At 68.9% G+C, this 26,300-nt stretch carries 24 protein-coding genes, 1 tRNA gene and 1 pseudogene; 16 read left to right on the top strand and 10 right to left on the bottom strand.

The features are described 5' to 3' along the window. Window positions 1-37: 37 nt before the first annotated feature. Window positions 38-1,426: an argininosuccinate lyase gene (gene argH, locus V5F48_RS16405; RefSeq protein ID WP_394259564.1), complete on the bottom strand. Its 1,389-nt coding sequence runs from the start codon at window positions 1,424-1,426 to the stop codon at window positions 38-40. Window positions 1,427-1,442: 16 nt separating this feature from the next. Between argH and tlpA the strand changes: the two genes are divergently transcribed. The 5 genes from tlpA (at window position 1,443) to V5F48_RS16380 (ending at window position 9,147) form a co-directional block, all read left to right on the top strand. Continuing rightward, window positions 1,443-2,252, top strand: a complete 810-nt coding sequence (gene tlpA / locus V5F48_RS16400; protein WP_394259563.1) for a thiol:disulfide interchange protein TlpA — start codon at window positions 1,443-1,445, stop codon at window positions 2,250-2,252. A gap of 283 nt (window positions 2,253-2,535) precedes the next feature. Next, on the top strand, window positions 2,536-3,780 hold the full coding sequence (wecB, locus tag V5F48_RS16395) for a non-hydrolyzing UDP-N-acetylglucosamine 2-epimerase (protein WP_394259562.1): 1,245 nt from the start codon (window positions 2,536-2,538) through the stop codon (window positions 3,778-3,780). Between the two features lies 1 nt (window position 3,781). Then, window positions 3,782-6,073: a hypothetical protein gene (locus V5F48_RS16390; RefSeq protein WP_394259561.1), complete on the top strand. Its 2,292-nt coding sequence runs from the start codon at window positions 3,782-3,784 to the stop codon at window positions 6,071-6,073. A 19-nt stretch (window positions 6,074-6,092) separates the two neighbouring features. Beyond that, on the top strand, window positions 6,093-8,222 hold the full coding sequence (locus tag V5F48_RS16385) for a glycosyl transferase family protein (RefSeq protein ID WP_394110013.1): 2,130 nt from the start codon (window positions 6,093-6,095) through the stop codon (window positions 8,220-8,222). A 58-nt stretch (window positions 8,223-8,280) separates the two neighbouring features. Further along, window positions 8,281-9,147: a hypothetical protein gene (locus tag V5F48_RS16380; RefSeq protein WP_394259560.1), complete on the top strand. Its 867-nt coding sequence runs from the start codon at window positions 8,281-8,283 to the stop codon at window positions 9,145-9,147. Window positions 9,148-9,368: 221 nt separating this feature from the next. Here V5F48_RS16380 and purH read toward each other — a convergent pair whose 3' ends face one another. From purH to V5F48_RS16345, 7 genes are all read right to left on the bottom strand, one after another. Further along, window positions 9,369-10,958, bottom strand: coding sequence for a bifunctional phosphoribosylaminoimidazolecarboxamide formyltransferase/IMP cyclohydrolase (purH, locus tag V5F48_RS16375; RefSeq protein WP_394259559.1), 1,590 nt, complete (start codon window positions 10,956-10,958; stop codon window positions 9,369-9,371). Window positions 10,959-11,185: 227 nt separating this feature from the next. Continuing rightward, complete coding sequence (locus V5F48_RS16370) at window positions 11,186-12,712, bottom strand: succinate CoA transferase (protein ID WP_394259558.1); 1,527 nt, start codon at window positions 12,710-12,712, stop codon at window positions 11,186-11,188. Window positions 12,713-12,800: 88 nt separating this feature from the next. Further along, a complete protein-coding gene (locus V5F48_RS16365; protein ID WP_394259557.1) occupies window positions 12,801-12,995 on the bottom strand; it encodes a DUF429 domain-containing protein in 195 nt (64 codons plus the stop codon). 114 nt (window positions 12,996-13,109) lie between these two features. Further along, window positions 13,110-14,333: an extensin-like domain-containing protein gene (locus tag V5F48_RS16360; protein WP_394259556.1), complete on the bottom strand. Its 1,224-nt coding sequence runs from the start codon at window positions 14,331-14,333 to the stop codon at window positions 13,110-13,112. A gap of 112 nt (window positions 14,334-14,445) precedes the next feature. Then, the gene (locus tag V5F48_RS16355) at window positions 14,446-15,174 is read right to left on the bottom strand and encodes a hypothetical protein (RefSeq protein WP_394259555.1); all 729 of its coding nucleotides are present in this window, start codon (window positions 15,172-15,174) and stop codon (window positions 14,446-14,448) included. A 187-nt stretch (window positions 15,175-15,361) separates the two neighbouring features. Then, window positions 15,362-15,628 carry a hypothetical protein gene (locus V5F48_RS16350; RefSeq protein WP_394110005.1) on the bottom strand — a complete coding sequence of 89 codons (267 nt, stop codon included), beginning with the start codon at window positions 15,626-15,628 and terminating at the stop codon, window positions 15,362-15,364. 171 nt (window positions 15,629-15,799) lie between these two features. After that, the gene (locus V5F48_RS16345) at window positions 15,800-16,081 is read right to left on the bottom strand and encodes a hypothetical protein (protein WP_394110004.1); all 282 of its coding nucleotides are present in this window, start codon (window positions 16,079-16,081) and stop codon (window positions 15,800-15,802) included. 240 nt (window positions 16,082-16,321) lie between these two features. On the opposite strand from V5F48_RS16345, the gene V5F48_RS16340 reads away from it, so the two are divergent. Beyond that, window positions 16,322-16,495 carry a DUF1328 domain-containing protein gene (locus V5F48_RS16340; RefSeq protein ID WP_282642402.1) on the top strand — a complete coding sequence of 58 codons (174 nt, stop codon included), beginning with the start codon at window positions 16,322-16,324 and terminating at the stop codon, window positions 16,493-16,495. Between the two features lie 458 nt (window positions 16,496-16,953). Here V5F48_RS16340 and V5F48_RS16335 read toward each other — a convergent pair whose 3' ends face one another. Beyond that, window positions 16,954-17,223, bottom strand: coding sequence for a YMGG-like glycine zipper-containing protein (locus V5F48_RS16335; RefSeq protein WP_394259554.1), 270 nt, complete (start codon window positions 17,221-17,223; stop codon window positions 16,954-16,956). Window positions 17,224-17,284: 61 nt separating this feature from the next. Continuing rightward, the gene (locus V5F48_RS16330; protein WP_394259553.1) at window positions 17,285-17,683 is read right to left on the bottom strand and encodes a hypothetical protein; all 399 of its coding nucleotides are present in this window, start codon (window positions 17,681-17,683) and stop codon (window positions 17,285-17,287) included. A 229-nt stretch (window positions 17,684-17,912) separates the two neighbouring features. On the opposite strand from V5F48_RS16330, the gene otsB reads away from it, so the two are divergent. The 10 genes and pseudogenes from otsB to V5F48_RS16280 all read left to right on the top strand — a co-directional run bounded on the left by otsB (window position 17,913) and on the right by V5F48_RS16280 (window position 26,262). Continuing rightward, complete coding sequence (gene otsB / locus V5F48_RS16325) at window positions 17,913-18,764, top strand: trehalose-phosphatase (RefSeq protein WP_394259552.1); 852 nt, start codon at window positions 17,913-17,915, stop codon at window positions 18,762-18,764. Between the two features lie 5 nt (window positions 18,765-18,769). Beyond that, the gene (gene otsA / locus V5F48_RS16320) at window positions 18,770-20,248 is read left to right on the top strand and encodes an alpha,alpha-trehalose-phosphate synthase (UDP-forming) (RefSeq protein ID WP_394259591.1); all 1,479 of its coding nucleotides are present in this window, start codon (window positions 18,770-18,772) and stop codon (window positions 20,246-20,248) included. Between the two features lie 103 nt (window positions 20,249-20,351). After that, window positions 20,352-20,438: transfer RNA gene (locus tag V5F48_RS16315), tRNA-Leu, on the top strand. Between the two features lie 332 nt (window positions 20,439-20,770). Further along, window positions 20,771-20,875: pseudogene (locus V5F48_RS16310) on the top strand (DUF736 family protein); the annotation flags it as partial. 254 nt (window positions 20,876-21,129) lie between these two features. Further along, window positions 21,130-21,909 carry an SDR family NAD(P)-dependent oxidoreductase gene (locus V5F48_RS16305; RefSeq protein WP_394259551.1) on the top strand — a complete coding sequence of 260 codons (780 nt, stop codon included), beginning with the start codon at window positions 21,130-21,132 and terminating at the stop codon, window positions 21,907-21,909. Window positions 21,910-22,045: 136 nt separating this feature from the next. Next, window positions 22,046-22,771: an enoyl-CoA hydratase/isomerase family protein gene (locus tag V5F48_RS16300; RefSeq protein ID WP_394259550.1), complete on the top strand. Its 726-nt coding sequence runs from the start codon at window positions 22,046-22,048 to the stop codon at window positions 22,769-22,771. 48 nt (window positions 22,772-22,819) lie between these two features. Then, window positions 22,820-23,824: an NAD-dependent epimerase/dehydratase family protein gene (locus V5F48_RS16295; RefSeq protein WP_394259549.1), complete on the top strand. Its 1,005-nt coding sequence runs from the start codon at window positions 22,820-22,822 to the stop codon at window positions 23,822-23,824. Beyond that, window positions 23,821-24,630, top strand: a complete 810-nt coding sequence (locus V5F48_RS16290) for an N-acyl homoserine lactonase family protein (protein ID WP_394109986.1) — start codon at window positions 23,821-23,823, stop codon at window positions 24,628-24,630. The genes V5F48_RS16295 and V5F48_RS16290 overlap by 4 nt, the downstream gene beginning before the upstream one ends. Before the next feature lie 43 nt (window positions 24,631-24,673). Further along, the gene (locus tag V5F48_RS16285) at window positions 24,674-25,411 is read left to right on the top strand and encodes a GntR family transcriptional regulator (RefSeq protein ID WP_394259548.1); all 738 of its coding nucleotides are present in this window, start codon (window positions 24,674-24,676) and stop codon (window positions 25,409-25,411) included. Between the two features lie 35 nt (window positions 25,412-25,446). Next, window positions 25,447-26,262, top strand: coding sequence for an alpha/beta fold hydrolase (locus V5F48_RS16280; protein ID WP_394259547.1), 816 nt, complete (start codon window positions 25,447-25,449; stop codon window positions 26,260-26,262). Window positions 26,263-26,300 lie beyond the last annotated feature (38 nt).

Raw genomic sequence — 26,300 nt, 5'->3', positions numbered from 1 at the left:
GATGGCACGGGGGGCGACAGGGCGCCGGAGCGGCGCGTCACGCCGGGGCCCCGAGCTTCTTCAGCCAGCGCTTGGCCTGTGCCCGCACCCGCGTGGGCGCGGTGCCGCCATAGCTCACCCGGCTGCGCACGGAACGCACCACGGAGAGCACCGAGAACACATCCTGGGTGATCCGTGGGTCCTCCCCCTGCATGTCCGCAAGGGACAGCTTGTGCAGCGCAATGCCGCGGTCGGAGGCGAGCCCCACGATGCGCCCGGTGATGTGGTGGGCCTCCCGGAACGGGATGTTGAGGGCGCGCACCAGCCAGTCGGCAAGGTCGGTGGCGGTGGAATAGCCCTGGCCCGCCGCCTTCTCCATGCGCTTCTCGTCGGGGATGATGTCGCGCACCATGCCGGCGGAGGCCGCCACCACCAGGGACAGGGCGGAAAAGGCGTCGAAGGCGCCTTCCTTGTCCTCCTGCATGTCCTTGGCATAGGCCAAAGGCAGGCCCTTCATCACCACCAGGATGCCGGTGAGCGCGCCGATGATGCGCCCGGCCTTGGCCCGCACCAGCTCGGCAGCGTCCGGATTGCGCTTCTGCGGCATGATGGAGGAGCCGGTGGTGAACTTGTCCGAGAGCTTCACCAGGGCGAAGGACGGCGAGGTCCAGATCACCACCTCCTCGGCGAAGCGGGAGAGATGCACCGCGCAGATGGAGGCGGCGGCCAGCGTCTCCATCACGAAGTCGCGGTCGGAGACGGCGTCCAGCGAATTGGCGGTGGGCCGGTCGAAGCCGAGGGCCTTGGCGGTGGCCTCCCGGTCGATGGGGAAGGAGGTGCCGGCGAGCGCCGCCGAACCCAACGGGCACTCGTTCAGCCGCTTCCTCGCATCGGCGAAGCGGCTGCGGTCGCGCGCCACCATTTCCACATAGGCCATCAGATGGTGGCCGAAGGTCACCGGCTGGGCGGTCTGCAGGTGGGTGAAGCCGGGCATGACGGTGGCGGCGTGGGCCAGCGCCTTCTCGGCCAGGGCCCGCTGCAGGTCGGCGAGCTGGGCGTCGAGGGCGTCCAAGGTGTCGCGCACATAGAGGCGGAAGTCGGTGGCCACCTGGTCGTTGCGCGAGCGGGCGGTGTGGAGGCGGCCGGCGGAGGCTCCGATCAGCTCGGCGAGGCGGCTCTCCACGTTCATGTGGATGTCCTCCAGCTCGCGCCGGAAGGTGAAAGTGCCGGCCTCGATCTCTGACAGGATCGTGTCTAGACCCTCCGCGATCTTGTCGGCATCTTGCGCCGCCACGATCCCCTGGGCCGCCAGCATCTTCGCATGGGCCTTGGAGCCGGCGATGTCCTGCGCATAAAGACGCTGGTCGAAGCCGATGGAGGCGTTGATCTCCTCCATGATGGCGTCGGGGGCGGAGGTAAAGCGCCCACCCCACATCTTGTTGCTCATGACGGATCCCCTCGTGATGACCGAAGCCGACCAGCCCCGCGCGACCGAAACCGACGAGACGGCGACCGGGCCGGATGCGACGCCTCCCAAGGGGGCGCGCGGCTCCGGCGTGCGGACCGTCGCGTTCGTCGCGCTGGCGACGCTGGCGGGCGCCGTTGCCGGCGCGCTCGCCCTATACGGGATGAACCGCCTTCCCGGCAATGCACAGGCACCTGAGGTCGCGCCTCAGGTCACCTCCGCGCCGGCCGCGGAGCCGGCTTCGTTCAAGGTGGCGGATGCGGCCTGCCAGGGCACGGTGGACCGCGCCCGCGCGCTGGCGCCGCTGGTCAAGGGCGGCCTTGCGGCCTTCGCCGTCGCCACCGAGCCGCGCCGCCTGCCGCCCCTCGCCTTCACCGACGGCAACGGCAAGGCGGTGACGCTGGCCGATTTCAGGGGCCGGGTGGTGCTGCTCAATCTTTGGGCGACCTGGTGCGTGCCCTGCCGCAAGGAAATGCCGGACCTCGACCGGCTCCAGGCCACGCTCGGGGGACCGGACTTCGAGGTGGTGGCGGTCAATCTCGACACCCGCGATCCGGAGAAGCCCCGCGCCTTCCTCAACGAGATCGGGGTGAAGAGCCTCGCCTTCTATGCCGATCCGGCGACGAAGACTTTCCAGGCCCTGCGCGGTGTCGGCCGGGGGTTCGGCCTGCCCACGACGCTCATCGTGGACCGCGACGGATGCGAGATGGGCTTCCTCGCGGGACCTGCCGAATGGGGTGGCGCCGAGGCCGAGGCCCTGGTGCGCGCGGCGCTCGCACCCGGCGAGGTCCCGGCGCCGCTGCGCTGAGGGGAGCGGGGGCCGCAGCACCGCGGCGGCCGCAAAATTCGCATTTTGCGAAAAAAGGATTTTGGGCTTAAGTGTCGCTCAACCTCTCCTGTTCACAATGGGTGACCAGGGAAGGCGGAGTGGGAAGGCGTTGTGGGGCTCGCGGTCGCCGCATGTCCCTAAGCGGGCCCGACGGATCCGCATCCAACGGTAAATTGCGTTCCACGTTCCGTCAGTGCTAAAAACTTGACCTTGACAATAATGGTTCGTGCAACGCCCAAAAGCGAATCGCCGGGGACGCGCCTTGAGAATTCTGTCGATCTTCGGCACGCGCCCGGAGGCCATCAAGATGGCGCCGCTGGTTCGCACCCTTGCGGGGGCGCCGGAGATTGCATCCGTGGTCTGCGTCACCGGCCAGCACCGCGAGATGCTGGATCCGGTGCTGCGGCTGTTCGACATCCGTCCCGATTTCGACCTGGGCCTCATGGCCCACAACCAAGGTCTCACCGGCCTTGCCGCCGGCGCGCTCACCGGCCTTGACCGTGTGCTGGCGGAGGTTCAGCCCGATCGCGTGCTGGTGCATGGCGACACCACCACCGCCATGGCGGCGGCACTGGCCGCCTTCCATCGCCGCATCCCGGTGGGTCATGTGGAAGCGGGCCTGCGCACCTATGATCTCGCCCAGCCCTTCCCGGAGGAGATGAACCGCCGGGTGGTGGATCTGGTCGCCGACCTTTTGTTCGCGCCCACCGCCGGTGCCGGGGCCAACCTTGCCGCCGAGCGGCTCGCCGGCCGGGTGGTGGTCACCGGCAACACGGTGATCGATGCCCTCCAGGCGACCCAGGCGCGGATCGATGGCGACCCGGACCTCGCCGCCGCCCTCGACCGGGCGTTGCCGGACCTTGATCCCCGCAAGCGCATCCTGCTGGTCACCGGCCATCGCCGGGAGAATTTCGGCGACGGCTTCCGCTCCATCTGCGCGGCGCTGGCGGAGATCGCCGGCCGGTCCGACGTGGAGATCGTCTATCCGGTGCACCTCAACCCCAATGTGCGCGGCCCGGTGACGCAGGATCTGGCCGGACGGGCCAACATCCATCTGGTGCCGCCCCTCGACTACCTGCCGTTCCAGCGGCTGATGCAGCGCGCCCACCTCGTGCTCACCGATTCCGGTGGCGTGCAGGAGGAGGCTCCCGCGCTGGGCAAGCCGGTTTTGGTCATGCGCGAGGTGACCGAGCGGCCGGAGGCGGTGGAAGCGGGCACGGTGGAGCTGGTGGGCACCTCCCGCGCCGCCATCGTCGCGGCCGTGACTCGGCTGCTCGACGATGCGGACGCCTATGCCGCCTACAGCGGCCGCATCAATCCCTATGGCGACGGGCAGGCCTGTCGCCGCATCCTCGACTGCCTCTGCGGCCGGCCGGTGGACCAATTCGCGCCGCCGTCCATTGCCCCCGCCTTCCCCTCCCCCGCCTTTCCCGCCCCCGCCTTTCCCGCTGCTGCGCCCGCGCCCCCGCGTCCGGCCGGCCTTGCCGCCATGCTCGTGAGAGACTGACATGACACACCATCCCGCTTTCGCGCCGGCTCTCCCGCCCGCCGTCCTCCCGGCACGCGGCCGCGCCTTGGCTGCCGGAGCATCCGCACGGCCCCTGGCCGCCCGGCTTGCGGCGCTGCTGCCGGCCGGCCTTCTGGCTGGCCTGTTCGCCGCCGCCCCGGCGCTGGCGCAGACGGCGGACCCGATCGTCTCGGCCATCCAGGAACGGGCGGCGGATGCCAAAGTGACGCGCTCCTACACCCTGTCCGATCTCGGCATCGACGGCCCGGTGGTCCTTCAGGGCATGGATGCGCGCCGCGACCTCTACCTGCCGGTGCCGGCCGGCGTACCGCTGAGCGATGCAACCATCGCCCTCGACGGGGAGTATCTGCGCGGGGATGGCGGGCGCACCACCCTGGTGCTCTCGGTGGATGGCACTCCGGTCTATTCCCGCCGGTTGGAAGGCGACAGCGGTAGCGCATCCGCGACCATCGCGGTGGACGGCAAGCCGCGTCCCACCGGCTTCGTGCGCCTGGGCACCGCCTGGTCGTCGGTGATCGGCGAATATCTGTGCGCGGACGAGCGTGGCATCGGCAATGTGCTGAAGATCAGCCCGAAAAGCCGCTTCACCTATTCTTACGAGGCAGGCGCGGTGCGCGACCTTGCCACCGCCTGGAGCGGCATGCCCGGCTCGGGCAGCCTGCTGGTGGCGGGCGGGACCCTCACCAAGGACACCTACGACACCGCCTGGCGGCTGGGCCTTGCCCTGGAAGCCGCCGGCAAGCGGCTGGTGGTGAAGACCTTGCCCGCCATCGGCGACGAGGTGGACCTCTCCGGCCTCGACGTGCCGGCTTCCCTGCGCGCGGTGGCGCCGTTTTCGAACTTCGTGGGGACCGGCACCTATCGCATCAAGGACGCGGCCGACGTGGGCGCCCTCCTGGTGCTGCCCGGCTCGCCGCTGGGCGCCGACGTGGCGGTGGCGGACGCAGGCTTGCTGACCTCGGTGAAAAGCGCGCTCGATGCCCTCGGCGCCCGCCTCGGCCCGGCCTCGGTCGCCTTCACTGAGTGGCGCGCCAAGGCGGCGAGCCTCGGTGCGGCCACGGTGGCGGCGGACGAGGTGAGCCTGCAATCCCTCGCCGGGCGGCCGGTGATCGCGGTGGGCGGCGCGGCCGGCGGCAAGGCGACGGCGCTGTTCGACAGCTTCTGGCGCACCACGCTGGCCTCCGGCGCGGTGACCATCCGCGCGGTGGATGCGGCGCCGCAGAAGCCCTCCACCGTCGCCCTCGCCAGCCTCGGCCCGGCCGAGGGCAATCTCGACGTGCTGGCCCGCGGCGACTTCGTGGTCAGCTTCGATCTGGCCGCCGCCACCGGCGGTCATTCCCTGCCGAGCCGGCTCAACCTCGACGTGGCCGCCGCCCCCGGCGCCTCCACCTCCGAGCCGGTGGTGGCGGTCTTCCTCAACGACGTGCTGCTGGCCGCCAAGCGGCTGGACGCCACTGGCCATCCCGAGCATCTCACCGCCGCCGTGCCGCCCTATGCGCTGGCCGCCCGCAACGTGCTGCGCGTGACCTTCCAGCGCCAGCCGGTGAGCGACCGCTGCCGCGAGACGCCGCAGGCGTTCCCGGTCTCGGTGCTGCCCACCAGCCATTTCGAGCTGGGCGGCGCGGCCCCCGGCGGCGATTTCCTCGGCGTGATCGCGGCCATGGCCTCCGGCGGTCGCCTCGTGGTGCCCGACACCTATCTCGCCAGCGCCAGGGCGAGCCTGCCCCGCGTGGTGCGGGCGGCGGCTGCCGCCGGCGTCCCGGCCCGCTCCAGCAGCTTCGAGGTGGCGGGGCCCGGCGCCTCCTTCCGCGCCGCCGGGGCCTTCCTCGCCCTCGACGTGCCGGTGCAGGGCATCACGCCCAAGGCCCGGGTGGAAGGCGACCGCCTTATGGTCGGCACCGACGACAAGGCGCGCCTGCTCGACATCTCCGGCCTGAAGAACGTGGCGCTGGTGCAGGCGGTGCGCGCGGACGAGGCCCGCGGCATCGTCTGGCAGAGCATCGGCCCGGTGGCCATGACGCCGGAAAAGCCGGTGGGCCTCTCCCGCGGCGACGTGGCTCTCGTAGGCGTGGACGGCACCCTCACCGAACTGTCCGCCTCGGGCGCCGCGCCGGGCACGGTGCGGGTGGCCGACACCGACGGGCCCGCCGGCACCCTCCAGCGCCTGTGGCAGAATTCGTCGGACTGGGGCCTGCCGCTGGGCATCGGCGCCGCCGCCCTGTTCTTCCTGCTGCTGATCCGCGCCTCCTACGTGCGCCGCCGCGGCAACTGACGCAGGAAAGATCACCGCCATGTCGCTCGACGCACTGCCCCTCTATTGGCCGTTCCTGTTGGCCGATTACATCCGCGTGGTGGAATACGCCGCGGCGGTGGTGGCGGTGATCATCCTGATCTCCTCCCTCGACGACCTGTTCGTCGATGCCTGGTACTGGGGGCGGCGGATCTACCGCCGCTTCGTCATCGAACCGTTCATCCGCCCGCTCACTCCCGCTGCCCTCTACCAGCGGGACGAGCAGCCGCTCGCCATCATGATTCCCGCCTGGCTGGAATCCGGCGTGATCGCGGCCATGATCGAGAACATGGTGAGCGTGCTCGATTACCGGCGCTACGTGATCTTCGTGGGCACCTACCCCAACGATCCCGACACCATCGCCGAGGTGGAGCGCATGCGCCGGCGCTACAAGCAGCTGGTGCGGGTGGAGGTGAAGAACCCCGGCCCCACCAACAAGGCGGACTGCCTCAACGCCATCGTGCGCGCCATCTTCCAGCACGAGGAGCGGACGGGCACCGAGTTCGCCGGCCTGGTCCTGCACGACGCCGAGGACGTGCTGCACCCCCTCGAACTGCGCTTCTTCAACTATCTGCTGCCGCGCAAGGACCTGATCCAGATCCCGGTCTTGTCGCTGGAGCGCCACTGGTCCGAGCTGGTGGCCGGCATCTACATGGACGAGTTCGCCGAATGGCACGCCAAGGACCTGGTGGTGCGCGAGAGCATCGCCGGCTCCGTGCCCTCCGCCGGGGTGGGCACCTGCTTCTCGCGCAAGGCCATGCTGTATCTTCTCGCCGACGGGGATGGCGAGGTCTTCAACACCGGCAGCCTCACCGAGGATTACGACATCAGCGCCCGCCTCGCCGAGGCGCGCATGCAGTCCATCATCGCCCGCCTGCCGGTGGACTACCGGGTGAAGCGCGAAACCCTCTTCGGCTTCGGGCGCGAGATCGAGCGCGTCATCCGCATGCCCCTGTGCGTGCGCGAGTTTTTCCCCGACACCTTCCGCACCTCCTACCGGCAGAAGGCGCGCTGGGGGCTGGGCATCGCCTTCCAGGGCTGGGGCACCATGGGCTGGCGCGGCAGCCTTGCGACCAAATATTTCCTGTTCCGCGACCGCAAGGGCATCGTCACCTCCATCGTGGCGGTGCTGGCCTATGTGGTGGCGGCGCACTTCCTCATCTTCCTCGCCGCCGAGAAGCTCGGCTGGCTGCCGGCCCGCTATCCCTCCATCTTCGCCACCGAGGCGTGGCTGCTGGCGGTGCTCACCGCGAATGCGCTCGCCTTCGCGCTGCGGCTGGTGCAGCGCTTCTATTTCGTCGCCCGGGTCTATGGCTGGGAACAGGGGCTGATGTCCGTGCCGCGGGTGGTGATGGGCAATTTCGTCAATTTCGCCGCCACCGTGCGGGCGTGGCGGCTGTTCCTCGCCAACATCCTGTTCGGCCGCCGCATCGTCTGGGACAAGACCGCGCACGATTTCCCCGACCAGGCGGAACTGGGCCAGCAGCGCCAGCGGCTCGGCGAGCTGCTGCTCACCTGGCAGGCAGTGCTGCCGGAGCAGGTGGACGCCGCGCTTGCGACGCAGGACGAGCACCAGCAGCCCCTCGGCCGCATCCTTGTCTCCCGCGGCTGGCTCGACGAGGAGACGCTGGCGGAGGCCATCGCCTTCCAGTCCGGCCTGCCGCGCACCCATGTGACCGAGCAGATGGTGCGCCAGTTCCACGATCTTCTGCCCCTCGACTTGATGGTGCGGCGGCGCCTGCTGCCTGTCGGGCGCGACGAGACCGGACATCTGGTGGTGGCGGTCTCGTCCCCCCTCGGCGAGAAGGCCCGGGAGGAGGTGCGCGCCGCGGTGGGTGGCCTGCCGGCCCAGCGCGTCGCCCGCGAAAGCGAGATCAATGGCGGCCTGCGCCTCTTGCGCGGCGTCACCCCCGGCATCGAGGGCCACCGCGCGCCGCCGCTGCTGGGCGAGCTGCTGCTGGAAAAGGGCCTGATGCAGCGCGAGGCGTTCGAGGCGGCCATGGAGCAATACCACCCCGATGTGGACGGGCGGATCGGCGAATATCTCGTGCGCTGCGGCATCGTGACGGAAGAGGCCATTCAGGCCACCGTGCGCGAGCAGGAGCGCCGGCTCGCCGTCGCCGCCCTGTGAGCTGGCGGATCAGGCCCTTTCATCTGCCGGTCGGGGCCAGCCTCTCATGGGGCAACCCATGACCGGGGTGAGCCGCCGCGCGGCACTTGCCATCGGCGCCACGGCAGCGGTCGGGGCCGGCCTCATGGGGCTGGATCTGGCCCTGCGGCGGTTCGGCCGCGCGCCGCGCCTGATGGACGGCATCGTCTGGCAGGTCCATGGCGGCGTGCTCGATCCGCGCGGCGACTGGAATGAACTCGGCGCCCGCAGCCTGCTGGTGCAATGGCTGGTGGCCGACGGCACCGCCTTCGTGCCGCTGCCGGGCCTTGGCCTGCCGCTGATCGCGGACGCACCCAACTGGACCCGCATCGCCCGCGAGCCGTGGGCGCAGGCCATCATCGCCGGCCTCGCCGGCCGCTTCAGCGAGCCCAAGGCGCGGGCCGACGTGCTGGCGCTCGGCGCGCTGTCGGCGCGGATTGCGCGGCACAGCCTGCCGTTCACGCCCGCGGGCTTTTATTTCCCGGTGGAGGCGGACCCGACCTGGACCGGGGTTGGCCAGATGGCGGCGGCGCTCGCCGATATCCCCCGGCCGCTGTGGGTGAGCGCCTACGACAATTCCAACGTGGGCGCCAAGGCCTTCGCCGATTGGGTCGAGGGCTGGCTGCCGTCCGACGTGGGGCTGTTCTTCCAGGACGGGGTGGGCGTCCATACCCGCAGTCCGGAGGCGGCACGCGCCTATGCGCAGGTGCTGTCGCAGCGGCTGGGCCAGGAGCGCTTCAAGCTGATCGCCGAGGCCTTCCGCCCGGCCGGCGGCGACCTCTTGCGCGCCGCCACGGCCGCCGAGTTGCTGCCCCAGCTTCGGGCGTATGACGGCTTCGAGGTCTTCGTGTTCGACGGCCCGCATTATGTGGACCGCCTTCTGGTGGAAAAGCTGCTGGCGGGGTAGGGGCGGGCGCTGCTGTCCCGGCCGCCGGGCCTCGCGCCCCCTCTCCCCTTGCGGGAGAGGGCCGGGGTGGTGGGTGTGCTCGGTCCTGAGCAGACGGGCGTTTTCGGGTGGCACCGCCCCCTCACCGCCAACCCCTCTCCCGCGAGGGGAGAGGGGAGGACGGCAGCTCGAGGCGTTTTCGTAGAGGCCCCGCAAGCGGGAGAGGGCTTTCCCGCCGATCCTCAGTGGCGGAAGTGGCGCACGCCGGTGAACACCATGGCGAGGCCCGCCGCGTCCGCCGCCGCGATCACCTCGTTGTCGCGCATGGAGCCGCCGGGCTGGATCACCGCCGTGGCGCCCGCCTCCACCGCCGCCAAAAGGCCGTCGGCGAAGGGGAAGAAGGCGTCGGAGGCCACCACCGAGCCCTTGGTGAGCGGCTCCTTGAGGCCCAGGGCCTCGGCCGCGTCCAGCGCCTTGCGGGCGGCGATGCGGGCCGAATCCACCCGGCTCATCTGGCCGGCGCCGATGCCCACGGTGGCGAGGTCCCTGGCATAGATGATGGTGTTGGACTTCACGTGCTTGGCCACGCGGAAGGCGAAGCGCAGGTCGGTCAGCTCCCGTTCGGTGGGCGCGCGCTTGGTGACCACCTTCAGGTCCAGGTCGTCGGCGCTGGCATTGTCGCGGCCCTGCACCAGAAGGCCGCCGGCCACAGTCTTCACCGTGAGGCCGGGCGCGCGCGGGTCGGGCAGGGCGCCGGTGAGCAGCAGGCGCAGGTTCTTCTTGGCCGCCACCACGGCGATGGCCTCTTCCGTGGCGTCGGGGGCCACGATCACCTCGGTGAAGATCTCCACCATGGCGCGGGCGGAATCCGCATCCAGTGTGCGGTTGACCGCGATGATGCCGCCGAAGGCCGACACCGGATCGCAGGCCAGCGCCTTGGCATAGGCCTCGGCGAGGGAGGCGCCTTCCGCCACGCCGCAGGGGTTGGCGTGCTTCACGATCACCACCGCCGCGGTGCGGGCGGGGTGGAACTCGGCCACCGCCTCGAAGGCGGCGTCGGTGTCGTTGATGTTGTTGTAGGACAACTGCTTGCCCTGCACCTGCCGCGCCGTGGCGACGCCGGGGCGGATCTCGTCGGAGGCATAGAAGGCGGCAGACTGGTGCGGGTTCTCGCCGTAGCGCAGCGCCTCGATGAGCTTGCCGCCGAAGGCGCGGAAGGTGGGGGTCTCTTCCTTCAGCTCGCGGGCGAACCAGTTGGAGATGGCCGCGTCATAGGCGGCGGTGCGGGCATAGGCCTTCTGGGCCAGCTTGCGGCGCAGGGGCAGGGTGGTGCCGCCATGCGCGGCGATCTCATTGAGCACCGCCTCGTAGTCGGCGGCTTCCACCACCACCGCCACGTCGCCATGGTTCTTGGCCGCGCCGCGGATGAGGGCCGGGCCGCCGATGTCGATATTCTCGATGGTCTCGTCGAAATCCGCCTTGCGGGCGACGGTGGCCTCGAACGGATAGAGGTTCACCACCACGAGGTCGATGGGGGCGATGGCGTGCTCGGCCAGCGACGCCTGGTGGCCGGCGTCGGCGCGGATGGCGAGGATGCCGCCGTGCACCTTGGGGTGCAGGGTCTTCACCCGTCCGTCCATCATCTCGGGGAAGCCGGTGAGGTCGGAGACGTCCTTCACCGGCAGGCCGGCCTCGGCGATGGCCTTGGCGGTGCCGCCGGTGGAGACCAGCTCCACCCCGTGGGCAACAAGGGCCGTCGCGAATGGCACGAGACCCGTCTTGTCCGACACCGAGAGGAGGGCGCGGGTCACGGGACGGATATCGGCGGTCATTTAACGGCTCCGGCTGAAAGAATGCCGCTCGCCTATCACCATTGGGCGCGCATCGCCAGCCGGCAGGCCCCCGGTGGGGGCATGAGGGGTATGGAGGGGCGGCATGGGGGGCATGCCCGTTTGCCCCGCCATCAGGTCTGGAAGCGCCTTCGGCGGACTTGTGCACTGGGTCCCGGCTCGGCGCTCCGGCTGCGCCGTCGCTGGTCCGGGAAACGGCGGCGTGGCCCTCAGGCGATCTTCAGCGCCTGTTCGGGCAGCATGGAGCCGGTCTCCCGCGCCTTCACGTGCCAGGAGAGGGCTTCCTCGATGATGTGCGGGGTGTGGCCGCCGCGGGCGCACCCCCGTGCGAAATAGTCGTCCAGCGCGTCGCGGTAGAGCGGGTGGACGCAATTGTCGATGATGACGCGGGCCCGCTCGCGGGGCGCCAGCTCGCGCAAATCGGCGAGGCCCTGCTCGGTGATGAGGATGTCCACGTCGTGCTCGGTGTGGTCCACATGGCTCACCATGGGCACGATGGAGGACAGCGCGCCGCCCTTGGCGATGGATTTGGTGACGAACACCGAGAGATAGGCGTTGCGGGCGAAATCCCCCGAGCCGCCGATGCCGTTCATCATGTGGGTGCCGCCCACATGGGTGGAGTTCACATTGCCGAAAATGTCGAATTCCAGCGCCGTGTTGATGCCGATGATGCCGAGCCGGCGGATGATCTCCGGGTGGTTGGAGATTTCCTGCGGGCGCAGGATGAGCCGCGACTTGTAGTCGGTGATGCGCGGCATCACCTGGTCATGCTTGGTCTTGGACAGGGTGATGGACGAGCCCGAGGCGAAGTTCAGCTTGCCGGCGTCGAACAGGTCGAAGGTGGAATCCTGCAGCACCTCCGAATACATGGTGAGGTCGGAAAACGGGCTGTCGATGAAGCCGTGCATCACCGCATTGGCGATGGTGCCGATGCCGGCCTGGAGCGGCTGCAGGCGGTTGGTGAGCCGGCCGATCTTCACCTCGTGCTTCAGGAAGTCCATGAGGTGGGAGGCAATCGCCGCCGTCTCCGCGTCCGGGGGCAGGACGGTGGAGGCGCTGTCCAGCTTCCGGGTGATGACGATGGCCGCGATCTTCTCGGCCGGGATCGGGATGAAGGGCAGGCCCACCCGGCTCTCCGGCGCCACCACCGGGATCGGCTCGCGGAACGGGCGGCGGGTAGGGATGTAGATGTCGTGCAGCCCTTCCAGCTCCGCCGGCTGGGTCAGGTTGATCTCGACGATCACCTTCTTGGCGAGGATGGCGAAGGTGGCCGAATTGCCCACCGAGGTGGTGGGAATGATGCCGCCCTGCGCGGTGATGCCCACCGCCTCGATCACCGCCACGTCGATGGGGCCGAGCTGGTTGGTGCGCAGGTGCTCCACCGTCTCCGACAGGTGCTGGTCGACGAACATGACCTCGCCGGCATTGATGGCCTTGCGCAAGGCGGGGTCGGACTGGAACGGGATGCGGCGGGAGAGCAGGTGGGCTTCCGCCATCTGCTTGTCGAGGTCGTTGCCCAGCGAGGCGCCGGTGATCAGCGTGATCTTCAGCGGCGTGCCGGCGGCATGGGCTTCCTTCGCCCGGGCGGCCAGCGCCATGGGCACCGCCTTGGCCTCTCCCGCGCGGGTGAACCCGCTCATGCCCACGATCATCCCGTCCTGGATGTGGGCGGCCGCCTCCTCGGCGGAGACGATCCTGTCGGCGAGGGAAGAAAGGCGGATACGCGCGTGAGGCATGGCGAGACCGTCCGTGTCATGAGCCCATCCCATCGCGCATAGCGAGAGGGGGGCTGCGGCCGGAATTCGACTTAAGAGAAAATCCCGATCAGGCCAGGATACCCACCGGCAGGCCGAAGGCATCGGTTTCCGGCGGGTCCGGAAAGCGCAAGGCCTTGCCAGCGGCTACTCTTTTGGCGGTGACGGCGCAGGCCGCGGCATCGATCAGGGCGTCCAGCCCTGCGCCGAGCGCACGGGCGGTCTGCGCGTTCAGCAGGCCGGTCGGCACGCCCGATGCGGCCAACAGCCTAAGCCGAAGGTCGAGGCCCGGCGCATGGGGGCCGGCTCTTCACCTTCTTGGGCTGGTGGAGGGCGGCTTGACCCATGGCCCATGAGCAAGGCTCACGGGCCATGGGTATCAATCCTCTCCCGCCTTCGCCTTGGGCAGGGGGATGGTGGAGGCCTGGGGGATCGGCGCCGTGTAATATTTGCGCTTCACCGAGCCGGTCTCGGGGTTGCTGGACGGCCCATAGGACATGGGCACGCCTTGCGGGCCCACCTGCCAGCCGGGGGGCGTCCCCTGGGGCGCCGGGGGCTGCTGCGCGGCGGGATAAGGCGGCTGCGCCGGCCCGCGACCCGAAGACACCGAGGCGGGCGGCAGGGACGACGGCGGCAGGGATGAAGGCGGCGGCGGCAGCGGGGACGAGGTGATGGCCGGCCTTTGCATCACCGCGGTCGGCGGTGGCAGGGGCGGCGGCTCCTCCACCGGAGCGGGTGCCGGGCGCGGCGCGAAGATGTTGGACAGGAAGGAGGGCGGGGTTTCCCGTGCGGGAGGCGGCGGCGGGGCGGCCTGCGGCTGGGGTGTATAGCCCGCCGGGGTGTAGGGCGGGGCCTCCGCCGGGCCGGCGGCCGGCGCGAAGTCCGGTTGCGGCGTCCCCGGTTGCGGGGCTTTGGCGATGAGCGGCGCCGGCATGGGCCGGGGCGCCGGCTTGCAGATGGTGCGGCCCTTCGCGTGGCGCATCAGGTCCACATGAATGTGGTCGTAGTGGAAGACGTTGGAACCCGGCGCCAGCACGGTGGTGAAGCGCTCGCAGGCTCCCGCCTGCACCTGGAGCAGGAAGCCGCGCTCCTCCTGGGTGCCCTTCCAGCCGTTCTTCACGGTGATCCACCGCCCGTCGGCGATGCGGAAGGCGCCCACGTCCAGGGCATTGCCGAAAGCGTGCTCGGAAATCTTGGCGCCAGCCTGCCCGTTCATGCCACGGCAGGAATAGGCCGACATCTGGCTGATGGCGACCACCGGCTGGCCGAACCAGGCCAGTGCGGCGGGCTGCACCACGTCCTGCACCCACATATCCACCTGGTGGATGACCGGGCAGGCGAGCTTGCCCGCCGGTTCCAGCACCACATTGCCCTCGGCGAGGGCGGTGACGCGGAAGGGATGCTCCATGCCGCACATGCCCGGCCCGTCGATGGCCGGGACGGGCTCCATGAAGGCGGAGGCGACCACGCCCTTCTGGGCGATGCATTGCTCCTCGGCTTCCACGCGCCAGGGATCGCGCGTTTCGAGCCCGAAACGGCAGCCGGTGAGCGCGCCTGCGAGGAGCAGCGCAGGGAGAAGGAACCACAAGGAGACGCGTGACATGCGCCGCACCTTGCCGAGGGCGGCGTTGCGAACGGGTTAAAGGGGGCTGCGGCACGCGGAAAAGCCCAGTGGAAAATGGCCTCCCCGAGGGTCAGGCCTGGAGCACGCGCCGCTACGACTGGATGACCTCGTGCAGCGGACTGCCGTCGACGGGCTCCAATCCCTTCAGGCTGTGGTTGTAGAGGTGCAACCCGAGCGTGCGGGGCGTGACCATGTCGGCGATCCGCAGGCCGGCCTGGGCGAGCAGGGACGTCTGCTGGTGATGCAGCGGATAGAAGATGTCGATCGGCTGAGCCATCTTCATCAAGTGGTGCTTCTGGATCATGTAGGTCACCAGCTGAGGGCCGAAGGTCCCCCAGGGCTGATCAGCCACATGACGAGGAAAGCCCATCGCCTTGCGCAGGCGCCACACGCGCCGGTCGCTTCTGCGCACCCACGGCGGAATGAAATAGTCATCTTCCGTTGCGGAAACAAGATCCTGCAAGAGCTTGCTGTCGGGCGGCATGGCCAGGACCGCATTATTCACCTGCCCGTTCTGTTCAAGGCCGAACAAGTAGGGTTCGTCGGGAAAGGGCTGAAGGCAAAAGACGTCGCAATCGACATAAATCCCCATGCCCGCCTTCAGCAGGCGGTAGCGATAGCGGTTCGCGCCAAGAGCCGGACTCCCGGTGGGCCTGTGTCGGATAAGCTCTTGTTGCGTCATGAGGGCCGCGGCGTCGAACAGCGTCACACCGTCCGGCGTATCCACGGGCCGGCCATAGCTGTGCAGCACCACATCGTGCCCATGCCGGACGAAGGATCTGATGCAGGCGGCGTGAATGGGCCCGAGACGGTCGCCCATCCAGAAAAAATTGATCCTTGGTGCCATCTTCCCCTGGCGGACTGTGACCATTCACCTTGCGATGACGTAGCAAACGCCGGGAGGCGGCAAAAGTCTCTACAGTTGCAATTCACACATATGCATTCCCCCGTTGCGCGGCTGGCTGGCATCCTTTCGGGCCGGCCAGCGCCAACGGACAATGCCCGGCTCAGCGTTCGGCGCCGTCCGGCCCGGGCTCGCCGGCCTCGACTTCGTCCTTGCCGTTTTGAACAGGCTCGGATTCGTCTTCGCCGCGGCCTTCGAATGCCGCCTGAAGCTGCTCGGCGAGCTTCTGCAGGTCGTCCGGCATGTCTTCCTGCGTGTAGTCATCAAACAGCTGGCGAAGCTCACGGCCCAAAAGGTCCTGCCGTGCGGAGATATCGCGACGGTGAGGCGTTCGCATGCCGCTGGCCTCTTTCTGGTGCTGCGTCGTCATGGGGGTATCGAGGGGGCCTTCGGGGCGTGCCGTTCGCATGGCGGTTCTTCTAAACAGACGCGGGCGGTTTCCACATCTGACATCCGCCCGCGTGCGTTGCAACATGACACTTGATTCGATTTGGTCGCAAGATCCGGCCCGCGCTGCCGCGGGCGGGAAGCGATGCTCCCCTCATTCGCGATAGAGACGCGAGGGCCGCACCTTGCCATCCGGCGTTCGATCACCTTCGCCGTCGCTGCCGGCCAGGTCGAGGTCGATATCACGCCGACGATCGGGACCCGCCAGGGCGGCTTCGGCCTCGCGCAGCAGGCGACGCTCCTCGTCCGGCGCCCGGGGCCGACGTGGATAATCCCTGCGGCTTTCGCCGGGGCGGAACTCCGCGCGGTCGTAGCCGTGGGGCGCCGTGCTGGCCGGCCCGCTGCCGGACGTCGGCACGTTTCGCGGTTCGCTCATGCCGCTCCTCCACTCCTGTGTCTCAGCCTGACCAGAAACGCACCATTGCGCCTTTGGTTCCAGCAGGTCGCGGCTTCACTTTCGCGCCACGGCCGGAACCCACGGCACAGCTCTGCCGTTGGATGGACAAGGGATGGATGAGCGTGGAGCACGAAGACACGGGAACATCCGGAAGGATTTTCGGCCATGGTCGTGCGCTGGCCATTCATCGTTTCATCTCGTCAGGCATGGAGGTCTGAAATGCTGAGCTGGGCGGTTACCTTCCTTATCGTCGCGCTGATCGCGGCGGTTCTTGGCTTCGGCGGTATTGCCGGAACGGCCATCGAGATTGCGAAGATCATCTTCTTCGTCGCGATCGTGCTGTTCCTGATTTCCGCAGTGATGGGCCTGATGCGCCGGGGACGGGCGCCCTAGTGGATCAACCGAAACGGACGGTACCCATCCGTTTCGAAAAGTTGATCCACCAGGTCAAAGGGTTGTGGTTCGACCTACCGCGACAGATGGGTTCCATCTGTCGCGGTCGAACCACGAGAGCGCGATCCGAGCAAATTGAACCAATTTGCTCGGTGAATCGCCCTCTGAACTTAAGGAAAGAGAACGCATTATCCGATCAGATTGCGATGCAATCTGATCGGCGCGTGCCCTGACGCCGGCGTCAGCCGCCGTAGCGATGGCCGTTGAAAAGGATGGGCGGGTCCGCTGGTGCGGGCCCGCCCGAAGTTGCTTGGAGTGCCCTCTTTATGCGGCCTTAAGGTAAATGCCGCGTTGATCCGCTGCGTTTGTCCGCTACGGCTTTCACGCTGGCGGTCCGGCCGAAGGTCAAAAAAAGGGGCGCCGCGCGGCGCCCCTTGATCGTGCGTCGGATATTCGCCTCAGGGGCACTGCACCCGGTAGCGGTTGCCGTAGGCATCACGCGCCCAGCAGGCCCGGGGGGTGGTCTCGGCACCGATGATGGCGCCGGTGCCGGCGCCGATCAGGCCGCCCACCAGGGCGCCCGTGCCGGTGCCCGTCGCAGCGGCGCCGATGAGCGCGCCGGTGCCGCCGCCGATCACCGCGCCGCCCACGGCCCGGTCCTGCCGCGAATACTCGCTGCAGCCCGCCAGCCCCAGCGCCAGCGCGCACACCATGAGAGCCGCTTTCATCATGTTCTCCCTTGCCTGTTCCCGGCATCAGGCCGGGTCTTGGTCCAAATCACTTTATCACTCACGACGCCGCTCGACGGTGGCCCTTCGGAGCGAAGGATGCCGGGCGGCGTCGGCCTCTCGACGTCAGGGCATATAGCACGCAGCCCACGCCGGCGCCCACTGCCACGGCAGCGGCGATAACCGCCATCGAGGGCGGCGGAGCAGGCAGGTGCCGCCGCACGTCCGGCAGGTTCAGATGGGGCAGGTTCATGTGGGGCAGGTGCACCTTGGGCAAATCTGCGGCCCGCTCGGAAATCCAGTCCTGGGCGTCCGACGCCATCCGCTCCAGGCTGCCCGGCTTGGACAACAGGGAGGATTTGGGCCACAGGGACGACTGGAGATCATCCAGTTCGTCCTTGAGCGCCGCAATCCGGCGGCTGACCCGGTCAGCGGTAGACTCATTGTGCCATCCGAGCATCGACCATTCTCCCTGGAGCAGGCGCCTACCGGATCGCGCCGCGATCTGGCGGGGCGACGCGTGCCCCTGACTTAAGTTCAGAGCCTTTGATCGAACGCCCTGCGAGGCTTCCGGTTCCGTTGGTCCGCACCTGTTTGCGCAGGCATGGCGGCATTGCGTCAAACATGCGGGGGAACCATGGCGAGGCCGTGAGCGTTGATATGACTGTAATGGGATAAGGAGATGGTTCGTGCCGAGCGCGCTGTACCCGTTCGCGACCACTGGCCAAGTCACTGGGCAAGCCACTGGGCAAGTCACTGGCGAAGCGCCTGACGCGCACCGGCCGGAAGTGCCTTTTCCGGCGGTTTGCGCACAGGTGCGTGCCGACACGCACGCCTTCTTCCTCGACGTGGACGGCAGCCTGATCGACCTCGCCGACCACCCCGACGCGGTGCAGATTCCCGAGCATCTCCCTCAGGTTCTGGCCGCGCTGGCGGATCGGGCGGACGGGGCGCTGGCCCTGGTGAGCGGGCGTACCATCCAATCCCTCGACTTGCTGCTGCATCCGTTCGGCTTCGCCGCGGCGGGCAGCCACGGGGCGCAGATGCGGCTTGTCCCTGACGGCAAGATCCTGTCCGCGCCGCCGCTCGATATGGCGCTCGCCCGCGAGGTGAAAGCGGTGGCGGACGGCTTCGACGGCGTGTTCGCCGAGGACAAGGGCACCGCCATCGCCGTTCACTACCGTGCCGCGCCCGCTGCCGCGCCGTCCCTCAAGCGCGCGCTTCTGGACAGCATCGGGGCGCGGCTGGATGTGCGCCTGATGCCTGGCCACTGCGTGTTCGAGATCAAGCCCTCGCGCCTCGACAAGGGCACGGCGGTGGCGGACTTCATGGGCCGTCCCCCGTTTGCCGGGCGCATTCCCCTCTTCATCGGCGACGATTTCACTGACGAGGCCGGCTTTAGCGCCGTGGCCGCGCGCGGCGGGCTCGCGCTCGCGGTCGGCGCGCCGCGGCCGGGCACCCATGGGGTGCTTGCCGATCCCCGGTCGGTTCGCGCTTTCCTCACCCACCTCGCGGCGGTGCCGCGGCAACGACGGAGGTGACCCTCGTGTCTCGCATCGTGGTCGTATCCAATCGTGTGGCTGTCCCCCAGCGGTCTGGGGTGTCGGCCGGCGGACTGGCCGTGGCGGTGAATGCCGCCCTCAAGGACAGGGGCGGGATCTGGTTCGGCTGGAGCGGGCGCATCTGCCCGGAACCATCCGAAATCCCGGAAGTCACCCGCAAGGCCGGCATCACCTATGCGGTGGTCGACCTGAAGGCCGACGACCACCAGGAATACTACAACGGCTTTGCCAACCGGGTGCTGTGGCCGGTCCTGCACTACCGGGTGGATCTCTCCGAATTCTTCCGCTCCGACCTGTCGGGCTACATCCGCGTCAACCGCATGTTCGCGGATCATCTGGAGAAGATCATCCGTCCCGACGACATCCTGTGGATCCACGACTACCACATGATGCCGCTCGCCAAATACCTGCGCGAGCGTGGCCACAGGAACCGCATCGGCTTCTTCCTGCACATTCCCATGCCGCCGGCGGATATCGTGCAGGCCCTGCCGCAGCACGGCGAGACGGTGGGCGCACTGGCCTATTACGATCTCGTGGGCTTCCAGACCGAGGGCGACCGGGACAATTTCGCCCATTACCTGGAAACCCGCGGCGGCCAGATCACGCCGGACGGCATCGGCGTCGACATCGGCGGGCGGCGGGTGAAGCTCGGCACTTTTCCGGTGGGCATCGAGACCGCGGCCTTCGCGCGGCGGGCGCGGCATGCGAGCCGCGCCGCCTTCGTCAAATCGTTCCGCGACAGCCTCGCGGGAAAGAAGCTCATCATCGGCGTGGACCGGCTGGATTATTCCAAGGGCATCCCCAACCGGCTCGATGCCTACGAGCACTTCCTGAAGACCCGGCCGGACTGGCACGAGCGGGTCACCTTCGTGCAGATCACGCCCAAGAGCCGCACCGATGTGCCGGAATATCAGGAGATGGACCGCTACGTCTCCCACAAGGCGGGGCAGATCAACGGCGCCTATTCCGATGTGTCCTGGACGCCGCTGCGCTATGTGAACCGCACCTATTCGCGCTCGGCGCTGGCGGGCTTCTACCGGGCCGCCCACGTGGCCATGGTGACGCCGCTGCGCGACGGCATGAACCTTGTCGCCAAGGAATATGTGGCGGCGCAGGACCCCGCCGATCCGGGCGTGCTCATCCTGTCCCAGTTCGCCGGGGCGGCGGCCGAGATGGGCACGGGCGCGCTCATCGTGAACCCGCACGATACGGAAAGCATGGCCAACGCCTTGCGCCGGGCACTGGAGATGCCGCTGGCCGAACGGCGCGAGCGCTACACGCGGATGATGCAGGTGCTGGAGGCGCGCGACATCGACCGCTGGGCGGCGGACTATCTTGCCGCGCTGGCGCCGGAGGCCGCGCCGGCGGAACGGCGCGGGGTGAGCCTGCCGCGGGCCGCCATCCGCAGCGTGGTGCGCCTGCCGGGCGCCTGGCGCTCCGACCTGCTGCCGCGGGGGGTGTGAACCGAGCGCTCTCGCTCGGTTGCCGCGCCGGCTCCTTGCCGCTATAGCAACGCGAGCGGCCGGAACTGCCGCGGAGGCGCCTTCGCCTCCGGCAAGCCGTCGTGCGGGCGTGGCGGAACTGGTAGACGCAGCGGACTCAAAATCCGCCGTCCTTACGGATATGTCGGTTCGAGTCCGACCGCCCGCACCATTTGCCCTTGGCAACCTGCCAAGGTTGGGGTCGTGGGTTCGAATCCCATCGCCCGTTCCAGTTTCTCGAGTGAAAATCAGATGCTTAACAAGCGCCCTCCGCGGCGTTTTCTGCTTACCGGCCAAGGCTTAGCCAATCCGGTAAGCACACGGTAAGCACCTTAGGCACAGTCGTGGCGCCCCCCAGCGTAGGGGATCGCCTGCTTGAAACAGGCGAACGAGAGCTCGGACAGGGCGGGTGTGATGGCTCGGCGTCAGAAACCCAATCCCTTGCGGCGCCAGCTCTACGTCGTGCTGTTTGGGCGGATCGCCGCCACGGGATTGCGCGTCTCGGAGGCCCTTGCGCTCAAGCTCGACGATCCGTCCTTCACTGCCCCGGTCTACGCCTCCCTGGTCCAGGGCGACAAGGGCGAGCACAAGCTCATCTGGTCGCGATGATCGGCCAAGGGCGCTCCGCATACAATAATCCTTCATTCGGATCGCGGTCGGCCCGGTATGTGAGCATCCGCCACACCGAGCGCCTGGCCGAGGCCGGCACCGAGCCCTCCGTCGGCGGTGCGGGCGATTCTTGGGGTCGCCCCGGCATGACCGGTGCTGCGGCAGAGAACGGGCGCGCCCTGACGTCGGCCCGTTGAAGTCACTTATATTGGTAGGATTGTCATGCAATAAGGCTGGCACCAGGAGGAAACGCCGTGCTCGACAAGACCGCCCTCGTCACCGGATCCACAGGCGGCCTCGGCCTTGCCATCGCCGAGCGCCTCGTACGCGAAGGCTGCCAGGTCATGCTGCACGGGCTGGAGCCCGCCGAGGCCATGGCGGAGACTCTCGCGCAGCTGAACGGCATCGGGTCCGGCGCGGCGGCCTATCATGGGGCGGACATCGCCGACGCCACGGGTGTCGCGGCTCTCGTGGCGGCCGCGGAGGCTGCATTCGGCGGGGTGGACATCCTGGTGAACAATGCGGTGGTCCGGCATTTCGCGCCGGTGGAGAGCTATGACGTGGACCGCTGGGACGAGGCGCTGGCCGTGAACCTCTCGGCGCCGTTCCACGCCATCCGTGCGGTGCTACCCGGTATGCGGGCGCGCGGCTACGGGCGCATCATCAACCTGGGCTCGGTCTACAGCCTGTTCGCCAGCCCGAGCCGCATCGATTATGTGACCACCAAGACCGGCCTCATGGGCATGACACGGGTGGTGGCGCTGGAGGTGGCCGGCACCGAGATTTCCTGCAATCTCATCTGCCCCGGCGCGTTGCCTACCCCCACCATGTCCGCCCGCATCGAGGCGCTGGCCAAGGCGGAAGGCCTCTCCATCGAGGAGGCGACAAGGCGCTTCCTGTCCGCCAAGCAGCCGGGCGGGCGCTTCATCGCGCCGGAGGCGGTGTGTGGCCTCATCGCCTTCCTGGCGATGCCGGAGGCGCGCGACATCAATGGCGCGGCCTTGCCGGTGGATGCCGGCTGGAGCATCTGCTGAGGCGCGCCCACGCGAAGCACTGCTGTGCGGAATTATTGTCGTACAATCAGTTTACATTCCTCGATCGGAGTGACACACTCCGGCGCATCCGGAATAAACGCGGCGCCGCGAATGCTGCCGCGACAGGGAGCCCAGGATGGCGGTTCGCGTTGACGAGACGGAAAATGGCGTCGTTCTGCTGACGCTGGTGGGCACGGGCGAGAAGAACAATCTCGACACCGAGGCACTTCTGGACCTGGCCGACACGGCCCGCGCCCTCGCCACCCGCCCCGGCATGCGGGCGCTGGTGGTGGCGGGGCAGGGCGATGTGTTCTGCGGTGGCCGCATCGGCAAGAAGGGGCTTTCCCGCGCCTCGGACGTAGCCGAGGACCTGAACGCCATCCTGAAGGTCAACAGTGCCTTCGCCGCGCTTCCGGTCCCCACCGTGCTGGCGGTGGAGGGCGAGGCCTTCGGCTGGGGCTTCGGCATGTCGGCGCAGGCGGACTATGTGGTCGCCGCTGAGGATGCGCGCTTCGCCCTGCCGGAGATGTCCCACGGCATGCCGCCGCTGATCGTGCTCTCCTATCTGTTCCGCTTCGTCTCCTACAAGCGCGGGTTCGAGCTGTCGCTCACCAGCCGGGAGATTTCCGCGGCGGATGCCGAGCGCTACGGCATCGTCACGCAGGTGGTGCCCCATGGCGCGGCGCTTGCCGCGGCGCTCGAAGTGGCCGCCTTCATCGCCGCGCAGGATCCCATGCCCATCGTGCTGCTGCGCAAGTTCGGGCGCGAGGCGGCGGAGCTCTCCAATCCGCAGCTCAGCGAATATGCGGTCTCGCTCATGAGCGTCCTGCTCGCCGAGCGGGCGCAGAAGCCCCACGGCTAGGACGCCTGCCATGCCCATCCTTCCCGGACCGACCAAGGAGCGTGGCCCATGCGGGTGCTGGTGACAGGCGGTTCCGGCTTCCTCGGCAGCCACCTGGCGGTGGCCCTGCAGGCGGCCGGGCACGTGCCGGTGAGCTTCGACCTGGCGCCGCCCGGCGCCGAGGCGCGCGCCGTCCTCGGCGATGCCGAGGTGATCCATGCCCCGGGGCAGATCACCGATCTTGCCCGGATCATGGATGTGTGCCGCGCCGAAGGCATCGAGGCCCTTGTGCACAGCGCTGGCATCGTCGGGCTGGAGACATCGCTGGTCCAGCCGGCGGCCACCTACCAGACCAATGTGATGGGCATGGTGAACGTGTGCGAGGCGGCGCGGCAGCTCGCCATGGCGCGCCTCGTCTACCTGTCCAGCAATGCCGCCTACCACGCGGGCGACGGCACGCCGCTGAAGGAGGCCGACCCGGTCTTCTCCATCTCCGGTGGCAATCCCGCCGGCCACTACGGCACCACCAAGATGGCCTGCGAGGCCATCGGCCTTGCCTACGCCTCCTTCCACGGGCTGGACGTGCTCGCGCTGCGCATCACCGCCGTCTACGGCTTCGGCATGCGCACGCCCATGTTCATCAAGCCCATGGTGGAAGGGGCGGTGCTCGGACGTCCCGTGCGCTTCGCCACGGGCGGGCCCATGAAGCGCGACTACACCTATGTGCCGGACTGCGCGGCCGCGGTGGTGCGCAGCCTTGCCTGTCCGGCGCCGCCGACAGGGGCGCAGCGGGTGTTCAACGTGGCCGCCGGGCAGGCCCGGTCCGCCACAGAGGTGGCCGGCATCGTGCGCCGGTTGCTGCCGGGCGCCGACATCGAGATCGGCGACGGCCTGTCCCCGCTGGAGGAGGTGAACGCCCGCATGCGCGCCTCCCTCGACATTTCGGCGGCGCGGCAGATGCTCGGCTGGGCGCCCGCCTTTCCGCTGGAAGACGGTATCCACGATTATGCGGAGCGCTTCCGCGCCTTCCAGTCCGGTGGCGGGGCTCTCCCGCGCGGGGGAGTGATGTCATGAGCGGAGCGGATGCCCTTCCCACCTACGAGGTCTATGCCATCCGCTACGCGACGCGGGACGGGCGGCGGGCCGAGAATTTCATCGGCGGCGATCCCCACGATGCCCCCATGCCGCTGGACTATTATGTCTGGGCCATCGTCGGGCAGGAGCGCAGCTTCGTGGTGGATACCGGCTTCACCGCCGAGACCGCGCAGCGCCGCCAGCGCGATTTCCTGCGCTGCCCGGTGGAGGCGCTCAAGCTCGTGGGGCTCGATGCGGCGACGGTGACGGACGTGATCCTCACCCACCTGCACTATGACCATGTGGGCAATTTCGACCGCTTCCCCCATGCCACCTTCCACCTGCAGGAAGCGGAGATGCATTATGCGGTGGGGCGCTACATGCGCTACCGCCGCCTGCGCCACTCCTATGAGGTGGAGGATGTGGTGGGCATGGTGCGGGCGAACTATGCCGGCCGCGTCCGCTTCTACGAGGGCGGGGCGGAGCTGGCGCCGGGCGTGACCCTGCATCCCGCGCCGGGGCATTCGGCCGGGCTGCAGTTCGTGCGGGTGAACACCCGCCGCGGCTTCGTGGTGCTGGCCTCGGACGTCACCCATTTCTACGAGAACATGGACACCGAGCGGCCCTATGTGACCGCCTTCCACATCGGCTGCATGCTTGAGGGGTTCGACAAGCTGCGCGCCGCCGCGCCCACGCCGGACCATATCGTGCCCGGCCACGATCCGCTGGTGATGCAGCGCTACCGCCCGCCGCGCCCGGAGCTCGAAGGCATCGTGGTGCGTCTCGACGTGCCGCCCGCCATCTGATTTCGTCCGCCATAGACCCAGATTCAGTCAAGGACAGCCAGCAATGACCACGCCAGCCAGCCTCTCGGCCATGCATCAGGCGGCATCGCTCAAGAAGCAGGTCATCGAGGCCCTGCGCAGCGCGGTCCTTGAAGGCCGGTTCCAGCCCGGGGACCGGCTGGTGGAGCGCGAAGTGTGCGAGATGTTCCAGGTCAGCCGCACCCTGCTCCGTGAGGCGCTGAGCCAGCTCGCGGCGGAGGGCATCGTGCAGATCATCCCGCATCGCGGGCCGATCGTCGCCGTCTACAGCGCCCAGGATGCCCGTGCCATCTACGAACTGCGGGCGACGCTGGAGGAGATGGCGGGCCGTTGCTTCACCGAGCGCGCCACGGCCGCCGAGCGCAAGGCGCTGGAGACCGCCTTCTCCGCCTTCAAGAAGGCCTGCCGCGGCAAGCCGGGCAACGATCTTCTGGTGATGAAGACCGCCTTTTATGCGGCGCTCACCGCCGGCGCGCACAACCCGGTGCTGGAGGACATGCTGCGCATGATCCACTGGCGCGTCACCATGCTGCGGGCCCACACGCTCTCCCGCCCCGGCCGGCTGGCCAGGAGCCTCGAAGAGATCGGCGAGATCATGGAGGCCATCGCCCGCCGCGATCCCGAAGCGGCCGGGCTGGCCTGCCGCCGGCATGTGACGAATGCCGCCGCCATCGCCAGCGAGATCCTCACCCAAAAGGAGGCGGAGCTGGACCAGCCCGCCCCCAAGACCCGCCCCGGCGTGCCGCGTATCGTTCGCGTCTGAGCCCACACGATGAAGCTGCCCCGGAGGAGCACGCCATGACCGCACTTTCGCAAGCGCCGGAGGCTGCGGCGACGACCGCGCCGCGCACCCTCAACCGCATCCGCAGCGGGCGCCCGGGCGCGCCGCTGGTGGTGCTGGTGCATGCGGTGGGGCTCGACCTGACCTATTGGGACCGGCAGGTCCCTGCCCTCGCCGACGGCTTCGACGTGGTGGCCTATGACCTTGCCGGCCACGGCGCCTCGTCCCCTCCCGACCTGCCGCTCACCTTCGATGCGGCAGCCGGCGACCTTGCCCGCGTGATCGAGGAGGCCCAGGCCGGCCCGGCCTGCGTGGTGGGGCTCTCCGTGGGCGGCATGATCGCCCAGACCCTGGCCCTCGCCCGGCCGGACCTGGTGCGGGCCCTGTGCCTTCTCGACACGGTGAGCACCTTCGCCGAGGCGGGCCGCGCCGCGGTGCGCGGCCGTGGCGCCGCGGTGCGGCAAGGGGGCATGGAGGCGATCCTGAAGCCGACGCTGGAGCGCTGGTTCACCCCCGCCTTCGCCGCCCGCCGCCCGGACGTGCTCGACCGGGTGACGAAGACCCTGCTTGCCGCAGATGCGCCGGTGCACGCGGCCATGTGGGACATGATCGCCACTTTGGACGTGGCGCTGCGCCTCGGCGAGATCGACAGGCCGACGCTGGTGATGGTGGGCGCGCTCGACCCGACGACGCCGCCCGCCGCCTCGCAGGTGATCGCGAAGGGCATCGCCGGCGCGCGGCTGGAGATCATTCCCGACGCCTCGCACATGGCGCCCATCGAAGCCCCCGAGGTGGTGAATGCCCACCTTCTCTCCTTCCTCGGCACGGTCTGAGACAGCCCGGCGCCCGTGCGCCTCGAACAGGAGGGGAC

It is taken from the genome of Xanthobacter autotrophicus ATCC 700552 (assembly GCF_043194565.1).
Lineage (GTDB): Bacteria > Pseudomonadota > Alphaproteobacteria > Rhizobiales > Xanthobacteraceae > Xanthobacter > Xanthobacter autotrophicus_F.
This window is presented reverse-complemented; position numbering and strand designations above follow the sequence as displayed.

What these genes read in the sequence shown, in the direction of transcription:
- argH (WP_394259564.1), bottom strand. Translation starts at nt 1,426, where the DNA reads ATGAGCAACAAGATGTGGGGTGGGCGCTTTACCTCCGCCCCCGACGCC.
- tlpA (WP_394259563.1), top strand. Translation starts at nt 1,443, where the DNA reads ATGACCGAAGCCGACCAGCCCCGCGCGACCGAAACCGACGAGACGGCG.
- V5F48_RS16390 (WP_394259561.1), top strand. Translation starts at nt 3,782, where the DNA reads ATGACACACCATCCCGCTTTCGCGCCGGCTCTCCCGCCCGCCGTCCTC.
- V5F48_RS16385 (WP_394110013.1), top strand. Translation starts at nt 6,093, where the DNA reads ATGTCGCTCGACGCACTGCCCCTCTATTGGCCGTTCCTGTTGGCCGAT.
- V5F48_RS16380 (WP_394259560.1), top strand. Translation starts at nt 8,281, where the DNA reads ATGACCGGGGTGAGCCGCCGCGCGGCACTTGCCATCGGCGCCACGGCA.
- purH (WP_394259559.1), bottom strand. Translation starts at nt 10,958, where the DNA reads ATGACCGCCGATATCCGTCCCGTGACCCGCGCCCTCCTCTCGGTGTCG.
- V5F48_RS16370 (WP_394259558.1), bottom strand. Translation starts at nt 12,712, where the DNA reads ATGCCTCACGCGCGTATCCGCCTTTCTTCCCTCGCCGACAGGATCGTC.
- V5F48_RS16360 (WP_394259556.1), bottom strand. Translation starts at nt 14,333, where the DNA reads ATGTCACGCGTCTCCTTGTGGTTCCTTCTCCCTGCGCTGCTCCTCGCA.
- V5F48_RS16355 (WP_394259555.1), bottom strand. Translation starts at nt 15,174, where the DNA reads ATGGGCGACCGTCTCGGGCCCATTCACGCCGCCTGCATCAGATCCTTC.
- V5F48_RS16350 (WP_394110005.1), bottom strand. Translation starts at nt 15,628, where the DNA reads ATGACGACGCAGCACCAGAAAGAGGCCAGCGGCATGCGAACGCCTCAC.
- V5F48_RS16345 (WP_394110004.1), bottom strand. Translation starts at nt 16,081, where the DNA reads ATGAGCGAACCGCGAAACGTGCCGACGTCCGGCAGCGGGCCGGCCAGC.
- V5F48_RS16340 (WP_282642402.1), top strand. Translation starts at nt 16,322, where the DNA reads ATGCTGAGCTGGGCGGTTACCTTCCTTATCGTCGCGCTGATCGCGGCG.
- V5F48_RS16335 (WP_394259554.1), bottom strand. Translation starts at nt 17,223, where the DNA reads ATGAAAGCGGCTCTCATGGTGTGCGCGCTGGCGCTGGGGCTGGCGGGC.
- V5F48_RS16330 (WP_394259553.1), bottom strand. Translation starts at nt 17,683, where the DNA reads ATGCTCGGATGGCACAATGAGTCTACCGCTGACCGGGTCAGCCGCCGG.
- V5F48_RS16300 (WP_394259550.1), top strand. Translation starts at nt 22,046, where the DNA reads ATGGCGGTTCGCGTTGACGAGACGGAAAATGGCGTCGTTCTGCTGACG.
- V5F48_RS16295 (WP_394259549.1), top strand. Translation starts at nt 22,820, where the DNA reads ATGCGGGTGCTGGTGACAGGCGGTTCCGGCTTCCTCGGCAGCCACCTG.
- V5F48_RS16290 (WP_394109986.1), top strand. Translation starts at nt 23,821, where the DNA reads ATGAGCGGAGCGGATGCCCTTCCCACCTACGAGGTCTATGCCATCCGC.
- V5F48_RS16285 (WP_394259548.1), top strand. Translation starts at nt 24,674, where the DNA reads ATGACCACGCCAGCCAGCCTCTCGGCCATGCATCAGGCGGCATCGCTC.
- V5F48_RS16280 (WP_394259547.1), top strand. Translation starts at nt 25,447, where the DNA reads ATGACCGCACTTTCGCAAGCGCCGGAGGCTGCGGCGACGACCGCGCCG.